At 29.4% G+C, this 25,817-nt stretch carries 18 protein-coding genes; all 18 read right to left on the reverse strand.

What is annotated here, in order from left to right:
• Positions 1 to 11 precede the first annotated feature (11 nt).
• On the reverse strand, positions 12 to 2,414 hold the full coding sequence (locus ACO409_RS00790; protein WP_485553932.1) for a PP2C family protein-serine/threonine phosphatase: 2,403 nt from the start codon (positions 2,412 to 2,414) through the stop codon (positions 12 to 14).
• Positions 2,415 to 2,740: 326 nt separating this feature from the next.
• Positions 2,741 to 3,391: an FHA domain-containing protein gene (locus ACO409_RS00795; protein WP_485553933.1), complete on the reverse strand. Its 651-nt coding sequence runs from the start codon at positions 3,389 to 3,391 to the stop codon at positions 2,741 to 2,743.
• A 25-nt stretch (positions 3,392 to 3,416) separates the two neighbouring features.
• Positions 3,417 to 4,235, reverse strand: a complete 819-nt coding sequence (locus tag ACO409_RS00800; protein ID WP_485553980.1) for an FHA domain-containing protein — start codon at positions 4,233 to 4,235, stop codon at positions 3,417 to 3,419.
• A 21-nt stretch (positions 4,236 to 4,256) separates the two neighbouring features.
• Positions 4,257 to 4,691 (reverse strand): DnaJ domain-containing protein, encoded by a 435-nt coding sequence (locus ACO409_RS00805; RefSeq protein ID WP_485553934.1) that lies wholly within the window; start codon positions 4,689 to 4,691, stop codon positions 4,257 to 4,259.
• 370 nt (positions 4,692 to 5,061) lie between these two features.
• Positions 5,062 to 5,703 (reverse strand): Holliday junction branch migration protein RuvA, encoded by a 642-nt coding sequence (gene ruvA / locus ACO409_RS00810; RefSeq protein WP_485553935.1) that lies wholly within the window; start codon positions 5,701 to 5,703, stop codon positions 5,062 to 5,064.
• A gap of 85 nt (positions 5,704 to 5,788) precedes the next feature.
• Positions 5,789 to 6,574, reverse strand: a complete 786-nt coding sequence (gene murI / locus ACO409_RS00815) for a glutamate racemase (protein WP_485553936.1) — start codon at positions 6,572 to 6,574, stop codon at positions 5,789 to 5,791.
• Between the two features lie 111 nt (positions 6,575 to 6,685).
• Positions 6,686 to 7,984: a D-alanyl-D-alanine carboxypeptidase family protein gene (locus tag ACO409_RS00820; protein WP_485553937.1), complete on the reverse strand. Its 1,299-nt coding sequence runs from the start codon at positions 7,982 to 7,984 to the stop codon at positions 6,686 to 6,688.
• A gap of 248 nt (positions 7,985 to 8,232) precedes the next feature.
• On the reverse strand, positions 8,233 to 9,516 hold the full coding sequence (locus ACO409_RS00825) for an NRAMP family divalent metal transporter (protein ID WP_485553938.1): 1,284 nt from the start codon (positions 9,514 to 9,516) through the stop codon (positions 8,233 to 8,235).
• Between the two features lie 397 nt (positions 9,517 to 9,913).
• Positions 9,914 to 10,726: a Nif3-like dinuclear metal center hexameric protein gene (locus tag ACO409_RS00830; protein WP_485553939.1), complete on the reverse strand. Its 813-nt coding sequence runs from the start codon at positions 10,724 to 10,726 to the stop codon at positions 9,914 to 9,916.
• Positions 10,727 to 10,857: 131 nt separating this feature from the next.
• Complete coding sequence (locus tag ACO409_RS00835) at positions 10,858 to 11,808, reverse strand: sigma-70 family RNA polymerase sigma factor (RefSeq protein ID WP_485553940.1); 951 nt, start codon at positions 11,806 to 11,808, stop codon at positions 10,858 to 10,860.
• A 236-nt stretch (positions 11,809 to 12,044) separates the two neighbouring features.
• A complete protein-coding gene (gene rpoD / locus ACO409_RS00840; RefSeq protein ID WP_485553941.1) occupies positions 12,045 to 13,223 on the reverse strand; it encodes an RNA polymerase sigma factor RpoD in 1,179 nt (392 codons plus the stop codon).
• Positions 13,216 to 15,048 (reverse strand): DNA primase, encoded by a 1,833-nt coding sequence (dnaG, locus tag ACO409_RS00845; RefSeq protein ID WP_485553942.1) that lies wholly within the window; start codon positions 15,046 to 15,048, stop codon positions 13,216 to 13,218. Before dnaG ends, rpoD begins: the two co-directional genes overlap by 8 nt.
• A 143-nt stretch (positions 15,049 to 15,191) precedes the next feature.
• Positions 15,192 to 15,428 carry a DNA-directed RNA polymerase subunit omega gene (locus tag ACO409_RS00850; RefSeq protein WP_485553944.1) on the reverse strand — a complete coding sequence of 79 codons (237 nt, stop codon included), beginning with the start codon at positions 15,426 to 15,428 and terminating at the stop codon, positions 15,192 to 15,194.
• 136 nt (positions 15,429 to 15,564) lie between these two features.
• Entirely contained in the window at positions 15,565 to 16,110 is a 546-nt protein-coding gene (gmk, locus tag ACO409_RS00855; protein WP_485553945.1) for a guanylate kinase, read from the reverse strand.
• A gap of 78 nt (positions 16,111 to 16,188) precedes the next feature.
• On the reverse strand, positions 16,189 to 20,286 hold the full coding sequence (gene rpoC / locus ACO409_RS00860; RefSeq protein ID WP_485553947.1) for a DNA-directed RNA polymerase subunit beta': 4,098 nt from the start codon (positions 20,284 to 20,286) through the stop codon (positions 16,189 to 16,191).
• A gap of 64 nt (positions 20,287 to 20,350) precedes the next feature.
• Positions 20,351 to 20,947: a hypothetical protein gene (locus ACO409_RS00865; protein WP_485553949.1), complete on the reverse strand. Its 597-nt coding sequence runs from the start codon at positions 20,945 to 20,947 to the stop codon at positions 20,351 to 20,353.
• A gap of 88 nt (positions 20,948 to 21,035) precedes the next feature.
• Entirely contained in the window at positions 21,036 to 24,482 is a 3,447-nt protein-coding gene (gene rpoB, locus ACO409_RS00870) for a DNA-directed RNA polymerase subunit beta (RefSeq protein WP_485553951.1), read from the reverse strand.
• A gap of 931 nt (positions 24,483 to 25,413) precedes the next feature.
• The gene (gene rplL / locus ACO409_RS00875) at positions 25,414 to 25,782 is read right to left on the reverse strand and encodes a 50S ribosomal protein L7/L12 (RefSeq protein ID WP_485553953.1); all 369 of its coding nucleotides are present in this window, start codon (positions 25,780 to 25,782) and stop codon (positions 25,414 to 25,416) included.
• Positions 25,783 to 25,817: the final 35 nt, after the last annotated feature.

Genomic DNA, 25,817 nt, shown 5'->3' on the forward strand with positions numbered 1-25,817 from the left:
CCCCTCCCGTCTTAAAAAATCTTCCAGAACTGCCACCATTTCTTATTTACCTTTTTCACGGCTCTTTTCAATTCTTTTCCTATTTTTTCCAATTCATTTTGTTTTATGCCAGCCTTTTCCAGCTTTTCCTTTGCCTGTGTAAGTTTTTCCATAGCATCTTTCCATTTTTTATTTTTCAGATCCTCTTCTCCCTTTTTTTTCAGCAAATATCCTTCATTTTTTTCAATTTTCTTATTTAAATCTTCAATCTTACCTGCTTGATTCCCAAAATTTCCATCAGCATTTACTTCTTCCAATAATTTTTTAGTTTCTTCATATTTTGAGATACTTTCCTCATATTTTTCATCTATAGCCAGTTGATCAGCCTGCCTTTCTAGATTTGAAGCATTTTCTACTTTTCTTGAGATTTCTTCCCGCTTTTGCCTTTCTTTTTCCATTTGTTCTTGCTGTACTTTTATTTCTGCTTCTTTTGCCTGCAATTGCTGCTGTAGCTGAATTTCCTGCTGTTTTAGCTTTTCTGAATATTCTGTTTCTTGAGATTTTAATTTTTCCGAATATTCCAATTCCTTTTCCTTCAGTTTTTCGGCATTCTGGCTTTCAAATTTAATAAATTCCTGTGCCTGGCTTATATATTTCCCAACAGCATTTACATTATTTGTATCTTTCATTTTTTGATAAATATTTTTAGCCTGTGTCAAAATCCCTATTGCCTGTGCTGGATTGTTTGCTGTTATTTGCGAAAGTCCTTCTTGAACAAGATTATTAGCAGTCTGTAAATCAGCATTTTGCTGTGAATTAAGCTCTTGTATCTTATTGTCAATTTCTCCTGCTTTCACAGTATCTCCAAGCGTCTGGTACATCTGACGTGCCTGATAATAAGCCTCTTTAGAAGAATTAATGTTACTTTGTGCTAGCGAATCTCCTTTGTTTTCTGCAAGCATTGCACCATTATATGCCGTTTTTTCCTTATCCGCTATTTCTTCTATTTTTTTCTCGATTTGTGAAACATAATCCGCCCTTCCATTTGCCAGATACATGTCCTCTGCATTTTTATAACTAGCTTTTGCCAAATTATAGCTTCCTTCATTAACTGCATTATCTCCAGCCATTTCCAAAGCCTTTGCCTCTTTTAATTTCACAGCCGAATTTATCCGTGAATCTAGCGTCGTTAAAATTTCTTCTGTATTCAGTTCATCACGCTTATAGCTATTGTCATTCAAATTATATTTAGCCTGCTGATATTTGACGTTTGCCTCATCATAATTCCCATTGTTAAACAGTTCATTTCCTTCATTAATATCTGAAAATGCCTCTTTAATTTTTTCAGTTTCTTCAATTTTCTTATTTATCTCATTAATTTTTTTATCCGCATCATTTCTTTTTTTCTCAGCATTTGTAAGAAATCCTATTATTCCTTTGCTTTTTGGCTTTAATTTTTCATATTCTCCAGCTTCTAATTTCAAGTTATCAATTGAATTACTGAAATTCTTTTTCAAAATCTCTTCGTCTGCTAACTTTTCATATTGTGTTGCCGCCTGTAAAATACTATTTCGCCTTTTTACATTCCAAATTATAATAAATAAAATAATCACAACAACTATCATTACTACTAAAATTATCTTTTTTATAAGTTTACTTCTATCCTTTTCCATAGGCTCTGGACTCGCCACAGCCTGCACTTCCACCTGTGCAATCGTATAATTTTCAATATTATCCCTAAGCGAAGCAAGTATCCTCTTTTCCAATGAATTTAGCCATTGCTTTTTATCCTCAAATCTGGATAAATCATTTTCCATATCGTGTTCATCAATATTTTCCCAAAATCCCACAGTTGTCAAGCAAAAAACATCTTTTTCCATAAGCTCCACAGGACTTTTTGTAATATTGGGCTTAATTTTCCCAAAATCCCCAATTGCCTGGAGCAAATCATTTCTTTGCCTGTGAAATCTCATATCTGATATATTTAATGCCTCTTCATCCACCAACAGCTGTGCTATCGTGTCATCTTTACTTTGAGAAACAATATATCCGCCTCTAATATGATAAAACCTTGTATTTCCAATATTTCCATATAAAATTGAATTATAATTACTTATGACGATTAAAAGAGAAGTATGCATAAGAGAATATTTTTGACTTTCTTCCTGCTTTTCCTTAACTTTTAAATTGGCATAATCCATCATTTCCTTTATTACGTCATAATTAAATCGTGGACGCAGCATAAAATATTCAATTACAGATTCTACAGCAATCCTTGCTGCAACTTTTGCCCCTTCTTCCTCATCAAATCCATCTGCCACAGCCCAAATCCCATAATTATCCAGCAAAACATATCCAAAATAATCACTATTTTCAGCTTTTGTCCCAGCTTCGCTCAAAAATTCCGTAATAAATTTTGCCTCATCCTTCCTCATATTATCTTTTTCTCCCTCTATTTTTATTAATAGCCACTTGTAAAAGTTTAAAAATTCCAATAAACACAGTTTTTCTAAATTTTTATTTTTCTTATTTTTCTCCAATCTCTGACAAGGGGGCTTGCCCCCTTGTGATTATAAGTATTGCTATTATTCAATTTTTATAAAATATATTTTTAATCAATTGTTCAGCAACTTTTTTTATTTATATTTTTAATTTTTCTTAAGATTTATTTTGAATCAGTTTATTGTAGATAAATTAGAATCCAAGTCATTAAATTATTTATTTCGTTATATTTTTAAATTTATACAATTATCTAACAGATTTATTCTTCATAATCTTCAATTTTTACTTCTAAATCCCCATTTTTACTATTTCTATTCACAAAATTCATATTTTTGTCTATTTTTTCATCAGTCAAATTTTCATATCTTCTTTTTATATTTTCTTCTCTTGCTTTTTCCTTTTCCCAATCAAAATAATCTCCACAAAGATTTACAAACACAAACTTACTCTCCCCCATTTCCATAACTGAATAAGCCCTTAATTCTACCGTATTATAAACAGCTTCTCCATTTAAATAAATTAGCCCGTTAGAATCTCCAGGAGTTAGCATAAACTTACGCTGTTTTGGATTATAGCTTATCGAACAATGATTTTTTCTAGAAATCATAGTATCACCTGAAATCTGAATATCCATATTTTCTCCACGACCAATAAAATTCCGCTCACTCACAATCCTGTAATCCTTTCCTTTGTCATGCCCTTCAATGCACGTAAGCCATCCTACAACAGGATCTATGGTGCTGTCTTTTGACCAGTAGGCAGTAGTTCTATCTTCATCTTCCATTTGCTCAACTAAATTAATTTTGTCATCTTGGATTTCTGTTTCCAGCCCTTCAGATTTGCAGTAAGGGCACGTGCTATATCTTGAAACATCGTATACATGACCATTTTTACATCTATCCAATTTCATTTTAAAATATTCCTCCATTTTTTATTTATTTTAATAATATTTTTGTAGTTGCCAAATAAATTATATCGCCTGATTCCACTTTTACAGGTATATTTTTTTTTAATTTTATTTTTCGCTTATCTAGATTTCTTTCAATTCCACTTCCATTTTGCGATCCTAAATCTTCATAATACCAAATTCCATTAACACGATTTAAAATACCGTGAGCTCTGCTAACCAAATTAGAATAAATTCCTTCACTTACATCAATATCCACTCTATTTCTAGGCGACTGTTTTCCAATTAAAAGCGATGTTGCCCTTCCAACTTTCCAAATTTTTATATCATAATCTTCTGAATCCTTCAAAAATATATGATCAATTTGATTTTTTTCTAAATCCTCTATTTCCTTCACTCTTTCTAAAAAAACATTATGTTCCCTTTCTCTATCATTTTTTATATTTCTAATTTCCTCCTGAACTTCTACTTTTTCAAAAAATCTTTCCACAATAAGCAAGTAAAGTGTAACTCCAATATAAATAAAAATTGAAAAATAAAGACTTTTTGTAGAATATCCTGAAAAATGCACAAAAATAAATGTAAACATCAAAACCATCATTATCAAAATATTTTTTACATTAAAAAATTTATAACTTTTTTGATTTCTTGCATTTAATTTTCGCTTTTCATATTTTTTTATCCCTTTGTCAACTCCCAAACTGCTTCTTTCAGTATTACTTTTACCATTTTCTCTCATTCGTGCAACACTTCTAAGTCTTTCCAGCCGATAAATGCTCCCACGCCCAAATGGTCGCCTAAAAATATTTCTAGTATTTGCCCAAAATTTTCTAATTCCCCATAACATTTTCAATTTCCTTTCCCCAATTTATTTATTTTTTTTTACATCAAAAAAACGATCAAATCTATTTCTTATGTTTTCTTTTTCTGCCCTTGCTTTTTTTTCTTCCATTTTATCCATTTTAAAACTACTTTCAAACATTCCTTTCATTTCTTTAGCACTTTTAAAAAAATCTTTTCCAAAAGTAAAATTATTTTCTGAAAATTTGTTTTTGAAATTTTTATTTTTACTTTTATCATTTCTTTGATTTTGAATATTTTTTCTTTTATAATCGTACTCTTTCCTTTTCTTTTCATCTCCAAGAATTTCATAAGCCTCTGTTATCTCTCTAAATTTTTTTGTAGTATTCTTATCTCCCGAATTTCTATCTGGATGATATTTCATCGCCAATTTCCTATATTTTTTCTTTATTTCTGAAATATCAGCATTTTCAGATACATTTAACACTTCATAATAATTCATTTTTCTTCCTTTTCATTAATTAATATTTAATATTAATTAAATAATACTATATTTTTATGATTTTGTCAATACTTTTTTAATTTAATTTTAAAAATATTAATTTAAAACTTCATAAAAAATCACAAATTTTACATATTTTTGTCAAAATTAAATGATATTATATATTTGTTCAAGAAGAGATATGAACAAAATAAAAAAATAAAGATAAATCTGAATGGAGATGATTAATATGAATATGAAAAATTTTTTAAAAAAAATATGTACCTAAAAACTTAACTTTAAAATAAAAAGTTTGAAGGTACATTTTTTATATATTTTAATTTAATACTAAATCCTATTAAAAAATAGCACTAATATTATTTTTACACAACTATTTTTTACTTTGAATTTTTTGTAAAACTAATTTTATAGCTTCACTAATATCTTTTAATTGAGCCAATTCACTATCTTTTATCCATTTGGAAATATCAGTATTTGTATATCCCAAAGATTCTAAAGCTAATTTTAAATCTTCTTTCATTAATAAAATTTTAGGATCAGAAGATTCTAAAGCTATCAATTTTCCGCTTGATATGTTGCTAGTCTCTTCAATTATTTCTGTTACATTTATTTTTTTAACTTTGTCTTTTAAATCCAATATTATTTTTTGAGCCTTTTTCATTCCTAGACCTGGAACTCTTGTAAAGATTTTAGACTCATCTTCCATAACAATCTCTATAATTTCTCTCATATTAAAAGTTGACAATATTGCAATCGCAAGTTTTGGTCCTACTCCACTTATACTTATCAAAGCCTTAAAAAGCTCTCTTTCATTTTGCGTTTTAAACCCATAAAGTGAAATATCATCTTCTTTCACATTTGTAAAAATATATAATTTTTCATTATTTCCAATATCAGCTATTTTTTCAAAAGTTTTTAATGATATATAAATTTTATATGCCAATCCATTTATTTCTAATGCAACATAATCTATTTTTTTTACTGCCAATTTTCCTAAAATATATTCAAACATCTACATCCTTTCTCTATTTTTTATATTTTCTATTAAATAAAAATAAGACTTGTTTTATTTATTCTGATTCCTTGATAAATAACATTTATAATTTTACCAGTTCTACTTTTGAAATATTTTCCTCCAAAAACATAATACCAATTTCCTTAAATTTTTCCTGCCCATCTGTTACATAATATTTTACTTCTTCATTTTTTTTAGCATCATTTTTCAAAAATTCATTTTTTTGCAAAATCTCTTTCAAATCCAATGCTGTTTCCTTAGCTGGATCAACTATTTTTATATCTGGATAAATTTTACTTATGGCATCTTTTAACAACGGATAATGAGTACATCCTAATATTAAAGTATCTATTTTCCCTTTAAAATCATCAAGATATGTCTTTATTATTTGATTCACCAGTTTTCCGCTTAAAATTCCTTCTTCTACTGCAGGAACAAAAAGTGGACAAGCCTTTTGAAATACTTCCACTTTTTTATTAAAAAGTTTTATTTCCTCTTCATATTTTCCAGACTTTATAGTTGCTTTTGTTCCAATTACGCCAATTTTACCACTTTTTGTTGTATTTATTGCTGTTCTTGCCCCAGCTTCAATCACTCCAATAATCGGAATTTTAAAAGTTTCTTTCAATTCCTTTAACGCAAGTGCCGTAGCAGTATTACAAGCCACTACAATAGCACTTACATTTTTCTCAAGTAAAAATTCAACAATTTCTTTTGAATATCTTATAATCAATTCTTTTGTCTTTTCTCCATAAGGAACTCTTGCTGTATCTCCAAGATAATATATTTCCTCATCTGGCAAGACTTTTCTAATTTCTTTCAATACAGTAAGTCCTCCAATTCCTGAATCAAATACTCCAATAGACATTTTATTTCCTTTCCGTTATAATTATTTATTTGATAACAAGGATCTTGACCCTTGTGAAATAGACTGTGATTTTAAAAAAATTGAGCCGTTATAAAAACAGCCCTTTTTATATTATTTCATAATTAATTCTCCACTATAAGTCAACGTTCCATCAGTTGCAACATAAGTTCCTACAACTTTTCCTTTGCTGCTTTTATTCACTCCTGAATTTAAGTTTACCGTATAAGTCAGATTGGGTCGTTGAGTTGCAGTTATTTCCACATCTTTTGTAGGATATAAATTATATTTATTTTCACCTATTTTTACTACTGCCACTATATCATTTTTACTTATAATCTTCATTTTTTTTGCTGAATTATTACTATTATTATTTTTTCCAAAAATCATATCAAAAAAATTCCCTTTTTTATTTTTCTTTTGGGCATTATTATTTTGAGTTTCACTGTCAGATTCATCACTGTTGTTATAACTGCTGTCAGTATAATTATTTTGATTATTATTATTTACTTTACTGTTGTCATTTACATAACCATAATTATTATTTGCTCCATTATTTTTCTTTGCATAACCATTTATATAGTAATCATTTATTTCTCTTGCTCCAATTGCATTTCTGTCTTTTGCATGATTTGAACCTAGAATAACAGCTATCATTCTATCATTACCTCTATTTGCTGTCAATACTATATTTGAACCTGCAGCATCGTGATAACCTGTTTTTAACCCATCGACTCCTTCTACATTTCCTAAAAGAGTATTTGTAGAAGTTACTTTTGTATTTCCGTTGTCAATGTAATCTACTTTGTTTTTTGAAAAATTTAAATACTCACTATAATCTTTTAAAGTTATTTGAGCCAGTTTATACAAATCACGTGCATTTCCTTGATCCATGCAAGAACCTGTATAACTAGGCGGCAATCCATTTGGTGAACAATATCTAAGCGAATCTAATCCATAGCTTTTTGCTTTTTCATTCATTGAATGTACAAAATTTGGAATATTTCCTCCTACGTATTCGGCAAGAGCATAAGCAGCATTATTCGAAGATTTTATAATTGTAGCTTTTAACAAGTCTCTTACTGTATACTGTTTCCCAGCAGTTAATTTTACTCCATAAGGAACTGAAGCAGCTTTTGATGAAACTGTTACTTTATCATCATAAGAAATTTGCCCTGTTTTTATTTTATCTAATGTCAATATTGATGTCATAATTTTTGTAACTGATGCCAAAGGTCGAACTGCTAAACTATTGTCTTCCTTTATAATATTTCCATTTACATCTCCAATTAATAATGCCTTATAATCATGATAATTTTCACCTTCAGCAAATGAAAATGCAGATGTAGCTAAAAATGCCATAGTTAGCATCAGCTTTTTACTTTTAATACCAATTTTTACTTTTTTTCTCATTTCCTTTTTTTCCCTCTTTTCACACCTAATAATTTTTCTAAAGAATATTATATCATAATTTTACTATAACAGCAATCTTATTTTTTAACTTAACTATGACCTTAAAATCGTAAATTTATATAATTTTTAATAAATTTGAGTATACTTTGATTTTTTTGTAAATAAAAAATAGGATGTATTATAAATCTACGTTAATAAAATTATTTTCGACTTATAAACATCCTATTAAAAATATATTAATTATCTTTTTATTTTAAAATTCCTGACAAATAAACAAGGAAAAATATTGTAAATCCTGCTAAATATATAATTCCTGCAACTGACAAAAACCATAGCCAGGCAGGTAATTTATTATTATCCTTAACAAGTGAAAAATTAAGGTAAGAATAAACAGGAGCTGAAACAAATGAAAATATCATTGCAAAATTCATCATTTTAGCTACATTTCCAGCAAAGAAAAATACGATAATCATTGCTAAAATTACAGTTACAATCATCCATAGATTAAAATGTCTTGTTGTCACTTTTTTTTGTTTACGAATCCAACGTAAACATTCAGCATTCGCACGTGAATAACCATCCACAACTGTTATTGTCGTACCAAAAATACACATAAATGCGATAAATGCAATAAGAAGTCCTGACCAGCTTCCAATTACGCTTGAATACATTTTTATAAACTGAGAAATATAAGCAGCACTTGCACCTTTAATTGCAGTTCCTGTACCATATTGAATTAACGCTCCTAATGCCAAAAATACAAATGCCAATATTGTTGTAACAAAATAACCTACATTAAAGTCAAGCATTGCAATTTTATGAGAAACTTTCATTGCCTGTTGCTTTTCAACTGTCCACATTGAATTAATTGCTGAAATTTCAATTGGTGCAGGCATCCACCCCATTAATGATATAATAAATGGCAATGCAGCTAATTTCCATGGAGACGGACCTACAAAGTCAGGTGCCATTGGATGATGTTTAAACAATGCTATCACAACAGCAATAATCGTAGCTATAGTCAATGAAACAACAATAAACTTTGATGAACTGTCTAAAAGTTTATAACCTCCAAATACTAGCATTGCAAGTGAACCTACAAGAACTATTGTTGTAAGAAGATTAATCATTGACGCCATTGCTGCAGGGGTAAGACTAGGTAAAATTGTCAATTTTAAAATATTTGCCAAAATTGCAGCTGTCAAAATACCTATTGCAGCAACATTAATAATTGCTGAAAATATATTCATAATGAAAAATACCCATAAGTATAATTTCCCTTTTTCTCCATAACCTTCAATTAACGACTGATTACGTTCCAACGTATATTGAGTCCCAAAACGGAAGAACGGATATTTAAAAATATTTACTAAAATTACAATAATTGCTAACTGCCATCCGTATAATGCTCCTGCTTGTGTAGATGCCACAATATGAGAACCCCCAATAGCCGCCGAAGCCATAAGAATACCTGGTCCAAAGGCTTTAAATTTTGTGTACCAATTTTCTTGAGTTTCTGTTATACCTGCCATAAAAATACCTTCCTTCTCTTTTTTTATTCAAAAACTATAGCAATTTTCCTTCAATGTTTAAAGGCTATAAACTCACTTATCAAATTTTATACAGCTTCTATATAGATGAATATGTTTTAGTTAAATAAATTTTAGATTTTTTGTTAAACTATATTAAATTTTTTTAAAGTTTAAATGCTTTAATTACTAAATTTTTGAATTATAGCCAATCTGCTAAAATCAGAGTAAAATGTCTAAAAATCAATAAAATAGCTATAAATATAACCTAACTTTTTACTCTCATTTTAAATTAGAATTTCTATATACAAGTATTATAGCACTTTCTCTTAAATTTTCAAAATTTTTTTACTTAATTTTAGTTTATTTTTAGATTCTTTTTATTATTTTTAAAATAATTTTATCCTAACTTAAATACTTCATCCTCAAAATGTCGTATCATTTCCCCTTTAAAAAATTTTTCCATTTCTTGCTTCATCATATCCACAAATAGATATTCACTTTCAAAATGCCCAATATCAACCAAAATACGTCCTTCTTCCAATGCATCCAAAGCCTCGTGATATCTCAGATCTCCAGTAAGAAACACATCTATCTTGTTAGCCACTTCATACATAAATGAACTTCCACCACCTGTAACAAGTCCAATTTTTCTCACATAAGAATTTTTATTCCCAACATATCTCACATAACTTATTCCAAGTGAATCCTTTATTCTCTCTATCAAATCTTCTAGCTTCATTTCCTCATTTAATATTTTAATTCTTGCAAGTCCACCATGCACATGTTCCATTTTATTTTTTATTGGATTATAATCTTCAAATTCATGTTCATTGAAAATCACTTTTTCACCATCTAAATTCAACTTATCCATTATATAGTCATTTAACCCATTTATCGCAAAATCTGAATTTGTATGAATTGAGTAAACTGCTATTTTATTTTCTATTAATTTTAAAATTTTTCTCCCATGCAAAGTTTCATTTGTGATTTTTTTCAATCCCGAAAAAATAACTGGATGATGTGAAATTATCAAATCAACATCATTATCAACAGCCTTCTGAATAGCTTTTTCCGTCACATCCAGACAAAACAAAACTTTATTTATCTCTTTTGTGCTATCTCCTACAAGAAGACCCACATTATCCCAGTCTTCCGCTATTCTCGGACTGAAAATTGTCTGCAGTTCTCCCATTATTTCCCATAATTTCATAATTTTTATTTCCTTTCATAGTTTTTTATTTTGAAATTTTCCTATCTTCTCAATTTTTTAAACTTCAGTAACTTTCTTTTTACAAGAAGTCAAACCTTCCTGTTCTAAAATCCTGATTTCTAAAAATTTTATTAATTTACTGTATAATTTGCCTCTTCATTATTTTCCACAAAATCATTTCTCATCATATCAATAGAAAGTTTATTAAGTGCCTTTTCTTTTAAAATTTTTACATTATGCTTTGCAATATTTAGCGATTTTGCAATTTCCTTTTCTGTATAAATTTTATCATCAAGCCCATAAGTCATAACCAAAATTTGTTCATCCAAATAATTTAATTTTTTGGGAATATTTTCTAAAATGTACATTTGTGTAATTTTATCTGCTTTCTCAAATATCTGTGTATTTTCCATTAATTCTTCAGGCTCAACATCATCAAACAGCATCTCCAATTGTTCAATATATTCTGTTGAAACATTCATCTGTCTGCTTATTTCTTCCATTGAAAGTCCCATACTTTTATCCATTTTTACTTTCAAATACAAAATATATGATAGTTCTGATGATTTTATATCTTTTAATAATTTCTTTTGAAATTCCAAAATATATTTTACAGCAAAATTTTTTATAAAAAACTCAGGCTCTTTTGTAATTTCTATAATTTGACTATAATAATTTAATCCCGACATAATTCCAAGTGTCGCCTCCTGAACTGTATCCAAAAATGAAAATCCATATTTTGAATAAAGCAAGCTCTCCTTTACAGCAATTTTCAGATATTTATCAATCAATTCTTCCTTTTCTTTTTCATCTTCACTTTTTTTCTCAAATTCTTCGTATTTTTCTTTTATATTTTCTAAATACAATTTTATTGTATCTTTTTCCTCAATAAAAATATTTTCATCTTCCAACACAATAAAATCACTTCCATCAGTTGAATTTCTAACTTCAGGAACATTTTCCAAATGAACAAATTTTAGAAATTCAAAAAATTCATCATCACTCATTGCATAATTCTCAATGATTTTCTCAAAACTAAAGCTTCCTTTCTTTTTTATATCTTCAAAAATTCTTTTTAACATCTATTTTCCCCTTTATTTTATTTTTTATTATGACAAAAAATATAATTCTTTGACAAACAATATTTAATTAATTGTGTAGTAAAACTAAACTATAACTGAACTTAAAATTATAATTATTTTACTTAAGCTCTAAATTTTTATGATTTTTAACAATTTAAATTTTTAACGGATTCGAGTATAAAACTGATTTAAAACCGATAAAAATCTAAATATCTAAAAGGAGCTAAATAATAACTTTAGCTCCTATAATCTTCCAGTTTTTTTCTTCTGCTTGGATGTCTTAATTTTCTTAATGCCTTTACTTCAATCTGTCTAATACGTTCTCTAGTTACATTAAAAATTTTTCCCACTTCTTCTAAAGTTTTTTGAGAACCATCATCCAATCCATATCTATATCTAAGTACCATCTCTTCTCGCTCATTTAATGTTTTTAGCACATCGTCAAGCTGTTCTTTTAAAAGAACTCTTGTAGTCGCATCATAAGGATTCGCAAATTTATCATCTTCCACAAAATCCCCAAGTTCGCTGTCTTCTTCACTTCCAACTGGAGTTTCAAGCGAAATAGGATCTTGATTCATCTCAAGAATACTTTTTACCTTTTCCACAGGCAATTCAAGTTTTGCAGCTAATTCTTCTGCAGTTGGCTCTTTTCCTGTTTCCTGAAGAATTATTCTGCTTTCTTTTTTAATTTTATTAATTGTTTCTATCATATGAACAGGTATTCTTATTGTTCTTCCTTGATCTGCAATTGCACGTGTTATCGCCTGTCTAATCCACCAAGTTGCATAAGTCGAAAATTTAAACCCTTTCTCATATTCAAATTTTTCTACTGCTTTCATAAGACCCATATTGCCTTCCTGGATTAAATCCAACATTTTCAATCCACGATTGGTATGTTTTTTTGCAATACTGACAACAAGTCTTAAATTTGATTCAATTAATTTTTGCTTTGCTTCTTCTTCGCCATTTAAAACTCTTTGAGCATAATCAATTTCTTCTTCATAGCTAAGTAATGGAATTTGTCCGATCTCTCTTAAATACATTTTTATAGGCTCATCTACATCCATACTTTCAGCCATTTTCAATAGATCTGTCTGCAATAACTTATCCACTTCCGAATCGTCGATTTCACTCTCTACAAACTCATCATGCGGATCTTCAAAATCTGATAATTCCATTTTTTCAATATCTTCTATGGACTCGGGAACTTTTAATAAATCTTCTTTTTCTTTTATAGTATCTACTATTTGAACACCGTCATCAGTCAGTTTTTTTATTAACTGATCAATTTTTTCAGTTGAAAATCCGATAGATAAAACAGAATTTATTTCTTCATAACTTACAACTTTCTGCTCTCGTGCCTGTTTTATAAAATTTGCGAGACTATTTTTTAAATTTTGTTTTTTATCAGACATAACCCAGTCTCCTTATCAATATAAATTCATCATATAATTTTTCTATTTCATTAAATTTATTAATATTTTTAATACTTTCTAATTTTAACAATATTTTTTTTAATTCAATTTTTTTTATTTTGTTATTTTCTTCTTCTAATTTTTGGCTTTCCTCTTTTATTTCACGCTCAAACCATCCAGAATAAACTTCTATATAATACTTATCTTTGTGTATAATATCCTTATCTGCCTGTAATTTTAGACGTGTTAAGACTTCTCTGCTTTCTTCATTAATATCATTTTCACCAAGTTGTACTATATTAAAATTTACAGGTTTTAATTTTTCTATTAATTCATTAAACAGTGAATAACTAAATTTCTTATTTAACAACTCTTCACATTTTTTTCTTTCAGAATTGTAAAATTCCAAAATATACATAAGCGTTTGCTCTTCCAACGCAATATTCAAATCTTCTTTTAATTTTTTATACCGAACTTTTTGGCTTTCGTAAATTTTTCTTTTTTTCTTTGTTAAAGTTTCACTTGATATATTTTTTAGCGATTCTTCTAATACAAGCTCATTAATTCCAAAATTGACTGACAATCGCTGTAAATATAAATTTTTACTAAGATTATTTGTAATATTGGAAAAAAATGGCTTTAATCTTTCAATAAATTTTTTTTCGCCATTTATGTTATTCAGATCCAAATCCTTTGAAATTTCTTTTGTCAAAAAGTCAAAAACTTCTTCTGATTTTTTTACTACTTCTATAAAAGCCTTTTTCCCATTTTTTCTCAAAAACTCATCAGGATCCTTTTCACTTCCATTCATAACTAGACATTTTACATCAAAATCATATCTCTTCAAAATATATCCAGCTTTTATTATTGCATTTTTACCCGCCTCATCATTATCATACGAGATTAATACCTTATCCGTATATCTTTTCAAAAGTTCTGCCTGCTCTTCAGTAAAGGCTGTTCCAAGACTCGCTACTGCATTTTCAAATCCATTTTTTTGGGCTGTCAACACATCGAGATACCCTTCCATTAACATCGCAAAACCTTTTTTTTTAATATTTTCTCCTCGATATTTTATTCCAAAAAGTTCATTTCCTTTTTTAAAAATAGGTGAATCTGGAGAATTTAAATATTTAGGCAAGTTGGTATTTTTCTCAATTATTCGACCTCCAAATCCTACAATTTGAGCATCTGCATTATAAATTGGAAAAATCACTCTGTTTCTGAAACTATCATAAATTTCTCCATTTTCATTTCTTTTAACAAGTCCCAGCTCTATTATTTTTTTTTCTGGAAAATCTTTTTTTAATAAATATTGAAATAAATCGTCACGTAAACTCGAAGCGAAACCAATTCCAAACTTTTTTATTTCTTCCAGTGAAAAATCTCGCTCTTTCATATATTCGACTGCTTCGTCATATTTTTCGATATTTTCCCTAAAAAATTCCTGAGCTTCCTTCATTATTTCAAAATATTCTCTATTTAGAGCCTTTTTTTTGGCAATTTCTTGATTAATTGCCTCGTATTCCTTATTTTTTTTGAGTGGAATATTGTACTTTTGTGATAGTTCCTCTACTGCTTGAACAAATCCAATATCATTAATTTTCATATAAAATGAAATTACGTTTCCGCCAATTTGGGTACTAAAATCTTTAAAAATATTTTTTACTGGACTGACTGTGAAGGAAGGAGTCTTTTCCTCTTTAAAAGGAGATAACCCTTTATAATCTGAACCTGCCTTTTTTAAATTTACATATTCTCCTATCACTTGAACAATGTCCAGATTGTCAATTAACTTTTGTATTTCTTTTTTGCTGTAAAACATTATTCCTTATTCCTCCGCAAAACAGACGATAAAAAACTTTTAATTCTTTATAGATATTTTCCTATATTTTTTAAAAAATTAGATTTTTCCTTTATATATTTTTATTTAAAAGAAAAATTTATTTTTTACACTATTAGTATAATTTATTTTTCTAAATAGTCAATACTTTTTGATAAATTTTTTTGATTTTCTTCGTTATTTTCACGAATAACTTCTACTTCATCTTCCATAATGTCTCTAAAAACTTCATCCATTATCTCTGATTTTTGCTTTCCTTTAGCAAATTCTTTTTTTGCAATTTTTCCTGAAATAATTGCAAGTTCATATTTATTAGGTATTTTAGTCAATAGTTCATCTATTGTTATTTTTTCTTTTTTCATTTTTTATGATTCTCTCCTTATATAATATATTTAGATTAACAACCATAATCTAAACAAAAGTTAAAGATTTCTTGCTAAATTTCGTTAAAGGAAATTTTTATTTATATAATTTTGTATTACTGAATTTATATTAACTTTATGAATTAATAATATTTATCAGTTCTTTACAAGATTCTTCAATATCATTATTTATTATAGTGTGATCGTATTTCTTTTCGTATTCCAGCTCTTTTAATGCATTTTTCAAACGAGTTTGAATAACTTCTTCCGTATCGGTATTTCTGTTACGAAGCCTTTTTTCAAGTGTTTCCATATCCTTAGTACGAAAAAATACCAAAACAGCATCTTTTTTCTTTTCCTTAGCGATTAATGCACCTTGTACATCAATTTCCAAAATTACATTTAGCCCCTTATTCAAGTTGCTTTCCACAACTTCTTTTAATGTTCCATAATAATTACCGTGAACATTTGCATATTCATAAAATTCATCATTTTTTATTTTTTGTTCAAAAGTTTCCTTAGTTAAAAAGAAGTAATCTTTTCCATCGATTTCTCCATTTCTTGGCTTGCGAGTTGTAGCTGATATTGATAACGGGATATTTAATCTATCTTTTACTAATTTTGTGACTGTTGATTTTCCTGAACCTGAAGGCCCTGAAACGATAAATAGTTTTCCTTTCATAAAAAACCACCTTTATTTTTAATTGAATAAGGGAATTTTCATATTTACAAATCCCCCTATTCATCAAATCTAATTTTTTTAAATTTCTGTTTCTTCTGTACTTTCTTCTTTTTCTGATGATTCATTTTCCAAAGTTTCTGAAGTTTCTTGTACTTTTTCTGTTTCTTCAATTACTTCATCTGAATTAACTTTTTCTTCTTCTTCTATTGCTGCTGCTTTAGCTTCTTGTTCTGCTGCAATATCTCTCTTCAAAGCTGCATCTAAATATTTATAATCTCTAAAACCAGTACCTCCTGGTATTTTCTTACCAATAATTACATTTTCCTTGAGTCCTTCAAGTCTATCTGTTTTTCCTTCAACAGCAGCATTTGCAAGAACTTTTGTTGTTTCTTGGAATGATGATGCTGAAATGAAACTTTCTGTATTTACTGCGGCTTTTGTAATACCTTGTATTACAGGTTCATAAGTTGCTGGACGTTTTCCATTTGCGATAAGTTTTTCATTTTCACGTTCCACAATTTTCTTATCAATTAGTTCATCTTCAAGGAATAATGAATCTCCAGCTTCTTTAATCTTAATTTTTTGGAACATTTGTTTTACTATTATTTCAATATGTTTGTCATTAACTGCAACTCCTTGTTCACGATACACTTGTTGCACTGATTCCAAAATAAATTGCTGAGCTTCTACAAGTCCTTTAATTTTTAAAATATCGTGAGGTGAAACTGGTCCATCTGTAATTTTAGCACCTTTTTCTATTAACATCTCATTAGTTACAACTAAATGTTCTCCCACAGGAACTGTATACTCTTGAATTAATTCACCATTTTCAGGATCTTCAATTAATATCAATCTCATACCCTTTTTCTTTTTATCAGAAAATACTACACGTCCTGCAAATTCTGACAAAATAGCTTTTCCTTTAGGATTTCTCGCTTCAAACAATTCTTGTACACGAGGAAGACCTCCAGTAATATCTTTATTTCCTTCTCCTGTTTTCAAGATTTTTGTAATAGTTTGACCTTTTTTAACTATGTCCCCTTCATTTACCATCAAATATGCCCCATAAGGTACTGCGTATTCTACCCTTCTCTCATCTTTTGTATAAATTATAATTCTAGGGTTTACATCACTGCTTTCCACAGGTTTTATTGCTACTTTTTCAGTAACTCCATATTTTATGTCAATATTTTCTCTTACATAAATATCTCTAAATTCCACTTTACCTTCTTCAGATGTAATAATCGGTGTTTGATAAGGATCAAATTCTACAAGTACTTGACCTTTTTCAACTGTATCTCCATCTTTTACATGTAAAACCGAACCAGATTGAATTTCATATCTATGTTTTCCTATTATTAAACGTCCATTTTGTGAAACAACGATTTCCTTGCCTTCTTCATTTACAAGCGTAGAAATACCTCTAAATTTAACTTTTCCAGAAACATCTGCCTTATAGTCAGATTGAACTGAAGCTGCTGTAGCAACTCCTCCAGTATGGAAAGTACGCATTGTAAGCTGTGTACCAGGTTCCCCAATTGATTGGGCCGCAATTACTCCAACTGCTTCCCCTTTTAAAATTTCCTTATGATTAGACAAGTCAAGTCCGTAACATTTTCTACAAACACCTTTTTCCAATTTACAAGTTAAAGGTGTTCTAATTTCTACTTCACGAATATCTAATTCTTCGATTTTCTTAATCAGTTCATCAGTTATCAAAGTATCTCTTTTAGCGATAACTTCTCCATTATGAACCAAATCTGTTGCCAGATTTCTTCCATAAATTCTTTCACTTAATTTTTCAATAACTTCCCCAGCATCCATCAGATCCGACACAACAATTCCATGTTCACATCCGCAGTCATCATGATTTACAATAACTTCATGTGAAATATCAACCAATCTTCTTGTCAAATATCCCGAATCCGCTGTTCTTAATGCAGTATCGGCAAGTCCTTTTCTCGCTCCATGCGATGACATAAAGAACTCCAAGATATTAAGCCCTTCCCTAAAGTTGGCTTTAATCGGCATTTCAATGATTCTACCTTGCGTATCTGCCATAAGTCCACGCATTCCACCAAGTTGACGCATTTGTGCAATTGACCCTCTGGCTCCAGAGTTCGCCATCATATAAACTGGATTAAACTCATCAAGGTTATCCATCATATCTTTTGTTACTTTTTCAGTTGCTTCTGCCCAAATACTTACTGTTTTTCTATATCTTTCTTCGTTAATAATTTCTCCATTTTTATATTGCTGTTCAACTTCTGCCACACCTTTTTCAGCATTTTCAAGTATTTCTTTTTTACTTTCAGGAATTTTCAAATCTTCAATTCCAACTGTAATTCCAGCGAGTGTTCCATAATGGTACCCAAATTCTTTAATATCATCCAGTAATTTTGAAGTTTTTTCAAATCCATATCTTTTATAAAGTTCAGCAATTAGATTTTTTAATTCTTTTTTACCAAATGTAATTTCATAATTTCTAACTTCTTTTGGAAGGATTAAGTTAAACATTAGTCTTCCTGGCGTTGTTTCAAGAAGACTGCCTTCCACTCTGACTTTTACCATAGCGTGAACTGATACTTTTCCACTTTGATAAGCAGTCACTAATTGATTTCTATTAGAAAATATCTTTCCTTCACCTTTTGAACCTTTTTTCTCTTTTGTCATATAGTAGCATCCCATTACCATATCTTGTGATGGAACTGCTATTGGTCCACCATTTGATGGAGCTATAATATTATTTGTCGCAAGCATTAATAATTTTGCTTCCATTTGTGCTTCTTGTGACAATACTAGATGGACTGCCATTTGGTCACCATCAAAATCCGCATTAAATGCAGAACATACAAGCGGATGAAGTCTTATTGCCTTACCTTCTATCAAAATTGGCTGAAATGCCTGAATTGAAAGTCTATGTAATGTCGGAGCACGGTTTAAAAGCACAGGGTGATTTTTAATAATTTCTTCAATTAATTCCCATACATTTTCATCTTCTTCTTCCACCATTTTTTTAGCAACTTTAATATTTGATGCCAACTCTCTTTTTACAAGCTCTCGCATCAAAAATGGCTTATAAAGCTCAAGTGCCATCTTTTTAGGCAATCCGCATTGATTCATTTTCAAGCTTGGTCCAACGACAATAACCGATCTTCCTGAATAATCCACACGTTTTCCTAATAGATTTTGTCTAAAACGTCCTTGTTTTCCTTTTAACATATCTGATAAAGATTTTAATTCTCTGTTATTTTGAGTAACAACTGGTTTTCCACGTCTACCATTGTCAATTAATGCATCCACAGCTTCCTGCAACATTCTTTTTTCATTTTTTATTACAATTTCAGGAGCTTTTATCGACATCAATTTTTTTAGTCTAATATTTCTGTTAATTACTCTTCTATATAAGTCATTCAAGTCAGAAGTAGCAAACCTTCCACCATCTAATTGAACCATTGGTCTCAAATCCGCAGGAATTACAGGCAATACTGTTAAAATCATCCATTCAGGTCTATTTCCAGCTTCTATCAAATCTCTTACTACTTTTAATCTTTTTATAACTTTTCTTCTTTTTTGTGCTGAATGTTCTACATCCATCTCATTTTGAAGTTTACTTTCTAATTTATGCAAATCAATTTCCTCAAGTAAAGTTAAAACTCCTTCAGCACCCATTTTTGCCGTAAATTCACCTTTAAATTGGCTTTCGTGAAGTTTATATTCACGCTCTGTCAAAATTTGACCTTTTTCAAGTCCTGTTTCTCCCGGATCAGTCACAATATATCTTGAAAAATACAAAACTGATTCTAATTCCTTTGTACTAATCCCCAACAAAAGACTCATTTTATTAGGCGTACCTTTAGAATACCAAATATGTGCAATCGGTGTAGCCAGTTTAATATGTCCCATTCTTTCACGTCTAACCTTTGAAGTTGTTACTTCAACACCACATTTTTCACACACCATGCCTTTATAACGCATTCTCTTATACTTCCCGCAGGCACACTCATAATCTTTAGACGGCCCAAATATTCTCTCACAGAATAATCCGTCCATTTCAGGCTTTAATGTTCTATAATTTATTGTTTCGGCTTTCGTAATCTCACCATAAGACCATTCCAATATTTTCTCTGGTGACGCCAATTTTATTTGAATACTGTCAAAATCTCTTATACTCATTCGTTAAGAGCCTCCTCTATTCTTTATTCCACTTTTTTTGAAAAGTAAAGTGGGAAAATCTTTTTTAATAACCATTATTATCATACATTCCATCTATTAGGTATTTCGGTATATTAATTTCTCCTGCACCGTCAATTTTCCACATTCCATTTTCTTGAACCATTTTTACTAATACTCTATAATTCGGGTGAGACCAACCTTCACCTTTTAAGTATACAATTCCCGTTTTTTCATTATAACTTAATAATGAATATCTTTTTGGCATATCTTGTCCTTGTTCTGCTAAAACACTTCCACCATATATTTCTGCAAATTCTTTTTGTTCACCATCTATTTTATTATCAGTACACCCTTCAATATTTGAACCATATTCATCACAATTCCAAAAAAAGTTTGCAATTAATGAATTTCTATACATTTCTTTAAATCTATCTGTAAATAAAGGACTATTATAAATTATCTCAGGATTTCTATACATTTCACTATTTTCATAATCCGCATATTCATTAATAAAATTTAATGCAATTTCTTCTGGTTCTGATAATACTTTATTTTGTGTTATTCTAGTTTTACTTTTGGAACTCGATTTTTTAGTTGCAGAAAATGTATTAACATTCACAAAAACTGCTAAAACAATCGCTAAACAAAATATTTTTTTCATATTCTCTCCCAAAATTAGTTTTAATTTATATAATATTACGAGAACTAAAATTTATATTTAAAACTTTAGTTCTCAAAAATATTTTCCACTAAGCATCTACATTTTTATCTAATTCAATTTGTTCCCCATCTTTATCATAAAGAGCCACATCTAGTCCAAGTGACTGGAATTCCTTAATTAATACTCTAAATGATTCTGGTGCATCTGCTTCTGGCATTTCTTGGCCTTTTACGATAGCTTCATAAGTTTTTGTTCTTCCGCTGATGTCATCTGATTTAACTGTAAGCATTTCTTGCAGGATATTTGATGCACCGTAGGCTTCCAATGCCCAGACTTCCATTTCTCCAAGTCTTTGTCCACCAAATTGGGCTTTTCCTCCAAGTGGCTGTTGAGTAACAAGTGAATATGGTCCGATTGCTCTGGCATGCATTTTGTCTTCTACCAAGTGGTGAAGTTTTAGCATATACATACGTCCAACTGTTACCGGGTTGTCAAATGGCTGTCCAGTTCTTCCGTCTATTAGTTTTACTTTACCAGTTCTGCTGTATCCAGCTTCTTCCAAGTAATTTTTTACATCGTCTTCACTTGCACCATCAAATACTGGTGTTGCGATATATTTATCAATATCTCCAATTGCAAGTCCCAAGTGAACTTCCAGTACCTGTCCAATATTCATACGAGATGGCACTCCAAGCGGGTTAAGACAGACATCAATTGGTGTACCGTCTTCCAAATGCGGCATATCTTCAATTGGCAATACTCTTGAAATTACCCCTTTATTTCCATGACGTCCAGACATTTTATCCCCAACCATTATCTTTCTTTTTTCAGCAATATAAATTCTAATTAATTTATTTACTCCAGCTTTCAAGTCATCTCCGTTTTCTTTAGACAGCTCAAGCACATCTACAACAGTACCTTTTACTCCGTGAGGAAGTCTTAATGAAGTATCTCTTACATCTTTTGCCTTTTCTCCAAAGATTGCACGTAGTAACTTTTCTTCTGCTGGCGGTTCAGTTTCTCCTTTTGGAGTTACTTTTCCAACTAGAATATCATCAGGTGTTACGTGAGCTCCGATTCTTATAATTCCATTTTCATCAAGATTTTTTAAAGCTTCTTCAGAAACATTAGGTATCTCTCTTGTGATTTCTTCATCACCTAGTTTGGTAGTTCTTGCTTCAATGTCAAATTCTTCAATATGAATTGATGTAAATACATCATCTTTTCTAAGTCTTTCAGAAATAAGAATTCCATCTTCAAAATTATATCCTTCCCAAGGCATAAATGCTAATAAGATATTTTTACCTAATGCTAAATCTCCACCTGCAGTAGACGGTCCATCTGCAATAATATCACCTTTTTGAACTTTGTCTCCCAAGTCAATAATTGGTTTTTGATGTAAACACATTGACTGGTTAGATTTTTCAAAGTTTAATAATCTATGAGAATATTCTTTTCCATCTTCATCAGTTACAATAATTTTTCTTGCATCTACAAAAGTTACAGTTCCAGCTACTTTTGAAGTAATAACTGCCCCTGAATCCACAGCAACTTTTCTTTCAAGTCCAGTTCCAACATAAGGTGCTTCTGTTTTTAATAAAGGTACTGCTTGACGTTGCATATTTGATCCCATTAACGCACGATTGGCGTCATCGTGTTCCAAAAATGGTATTAATCCTGCTGAAACAGATACTAATTGTTTTGGTGACACATCCAAAATATCAACTTTTGATTTGTCAATATGCACAATTTCATCTCCATAACGACAAACAACTTCATCTGTCAAGAAGTTTCCATCTTTGTCAATAGGAGTATCGGCTTGTGCTATAAACAGTCCTTCTTCTTCATCAGCTGCCAAATATCTAATATCATTAAAATCAGCTTTTCCATCATTTATTTTTACAAATGGAGTTTCAATAAATCCATATTTATTAACTTTTCCATAAGTTGAAAGTGAAGCAATAAGTCCGATATTTGGTCCTTCTGGCGTTTCTATTGGACAAATTCTTCCATAATGCGAGTTATGGACATCACGAACCTCAAATCCTGCTCTATCTCTCGAAAGTCCTCCAGGTCCTAATGCTGAAATTCTTCTCTTATGAGTCAATTCTGACAATGGATTTGACTGATCCATAAATTGTGATAATTGTCCACTTCCAAAAAATTCAAGAATTAACGCATTTAGCGGTTTTGTATTTAACAAACTTTGTGGAGTCAATGTTGTAATATCTTGAATAGTCATTTTTTCTCTAACCATTTTAGACATTTTAAGCATTCCACCTTTTATTTGGATGGAAAGCAGTTCTCCAACACCTCTTACACGTCTATTTGATAAGTTATCAATATCATCTGTAAATCCTTCTCCACTTACAAGATTTTTTACATATTCAATAGTTTGCAAAACATCTTCTTTTGTCAGTACAATTACATCTGCTGGTACATCTAGTTTTAATCTTTTGTTAATTTTGTATCTTCCAACATCCGCCAAATCATATCTTTGTGGATTAAAGAACATTTGTTTAACAAGAGACCTAGCACTATCAACAGTTACCAAATCACCTGGACGCAATTTTCTAAATACCTCAATAACTGCTTCATCGCTATTTTTAGTGCTATCGTGAACCAATGCATTTGCAATAATCCTGTCCTCAGGTTTTACTTCCCAAATATTCAGTTTTTCTACCTTAGCATCTACTATTCTTTGAATAACTGGAATATCAATAATTTCTTCTGCTTCTGCCACAAACTCTCCAGTTTCTTCATCCAAAATATCTTCTCTTACAAAACTTCCTTCCAATCTCAAACGTAAAACTTCTTCCAGTTCAGTATCTTTATATTTTGAATAAAAGTCTGACAACTCTACTTCCTTCAATTCAAAAAAATCATTCATAATTTCCTCGTTACTATGGAAAAAGTCAACTGCTTTAAGAAAAACAGGTAATAAAACTTTCTTTCTTCTATCAATTTTTACATTTAAAATATCGTTCTTGTCAGTTTCAAATTCAAGCCATGTTCCTTTATAAGGGATAATTTTCCCGATAAACACATCTTTTCCTGTTTGAATATTCAATTCCTTGTTAAAAGTAATTCCTGGTGATCTGTGTAATTGGGAAATAACAACTCTTTCTGCACCATTTATAATAAATGTTGCTTTATCTGTCATAAGCGGTATATCTCCAAAATGAACTAATGTTTCCTGAATTTCTCCTGTTCTTTTGTTAGTTAATTTCAATCTAACTTTTAATTGACCAGAATACGTTTTACCTCTTTTTTTACATTCCAATTCATCATTTAAAGGCTCATCATTATCGTGAATTTCATACCATAAGTATTCTAATTTCAACAACCCATTGCTGGATTCAATTGGAAAAATTTCATTAAAGATCGCTTCAAAACCTTTATTTTCTCTTTTTTGAGGTGGCACTTTTGTTTGTAAAAAATCTTCATAAGAATTTATTTGAAATTCTAAAAAGTGCGGCATTTCTCCTCTATCTACTATTTTTCCGAAACTATATCTTTCAATAAGTTTGTTCATTTAAAAAATTCCTCCCTATAAAGAACACATTCTTCTTCAATTCAAATCAAAAATTAAGCTTTATATAAACTTTTAAATTTAAACTTCATCTAAAAATGTTCTCATAATTTCGATTTGTTGTTTTATGTCATGTAAACTCTTTCATATTGACATACTAAATATCAACTTTTTAAAAATTATATGATTTTACTATTTATTTTATAAAATTCTAAACTATATGATTTTTAATTAAGCCTACTATAACATAACTTTTTGATTTTTATAAATTTTATATTTATTGCTATATTGTAAAAGACTAAAAAATAGACTAAAAATACTCCTGTTTTAAACATTTAAACTTCTATATTTAGTCTTAAAAGTTACTATACCAAAACTACTTTCTCTAATTTAATCATTTAAAAATGATCTATTTTTTGATAAATATGTTCAATAACTCAAATTTAATTTATTTTGATTTTATTAAAAAATAATTTTCTCCAATTTAAAATGTTTTATCAAATTTTAAAAATTTTAAATATATAAATTTTCAAACATATCTGATGTCTATGTCCTTTTATTAGCAGCTTTGCTGTATTATAATTATGAATTTGTTTTGACTTATTTTTATTTTTAAAAATTAATACAAAAAAGAATAAGTTATAGCCATTTCATTTAAAAAATTAAAATAAAAATTGTAAAAAGAAATATATCAGCTATAAAGTTATCCTGATTTTTTACTAACGTTTTAAATTAAAATTGCTATATCATAGTAAAATTGAATTTATAATCAGATTCAAAAGCTATGATTATTTTACTCAAACTCTAAATTTATATAATTTTTAATAGTTTAATTTTAAATAGGTTCGAGTATATATTCAATTTTAATGTTTTATAGTGGAAAAAGACACTCTCTATATGTCTAAGAGTGTCTTCACTATTGATTTAATTTTGACTATTTAACTTCTACAGTTGCTCCTGCAGCTTCTAATTTACCTTTAATTTCTTCAGCTTCGTCTTTAGAAACTCCTTCTTTAACTGCTTTTCCACCAGCTTCAACTAATTCTTTAGCTTCTTTAAGTCCTAATCCAGTAATTCCTCTTACTTCTTTAATTACTGCTAATTTAGCTCCTCCTGGAGATACTAAGATTACATCAAATTCAGTTTTTTCTTCAGCTGCTCCTCCTGCTGCTGCTCCTCCTGCAACTGCTACTGGTTGAGCTGATACTCCAAATGTTTCTTCAATAGCTTCAACTACTTCTTTTAACTCTAATACAGACATAGCTTTTAAGTCTTCTATAAATTGTTCTTTATTAAATGCCATTATTTTATTTCCTCCTAATTTTTCTTAATTTAATT

The organism is Leptotrichia sp. (genome assembly GCF_057270615.1).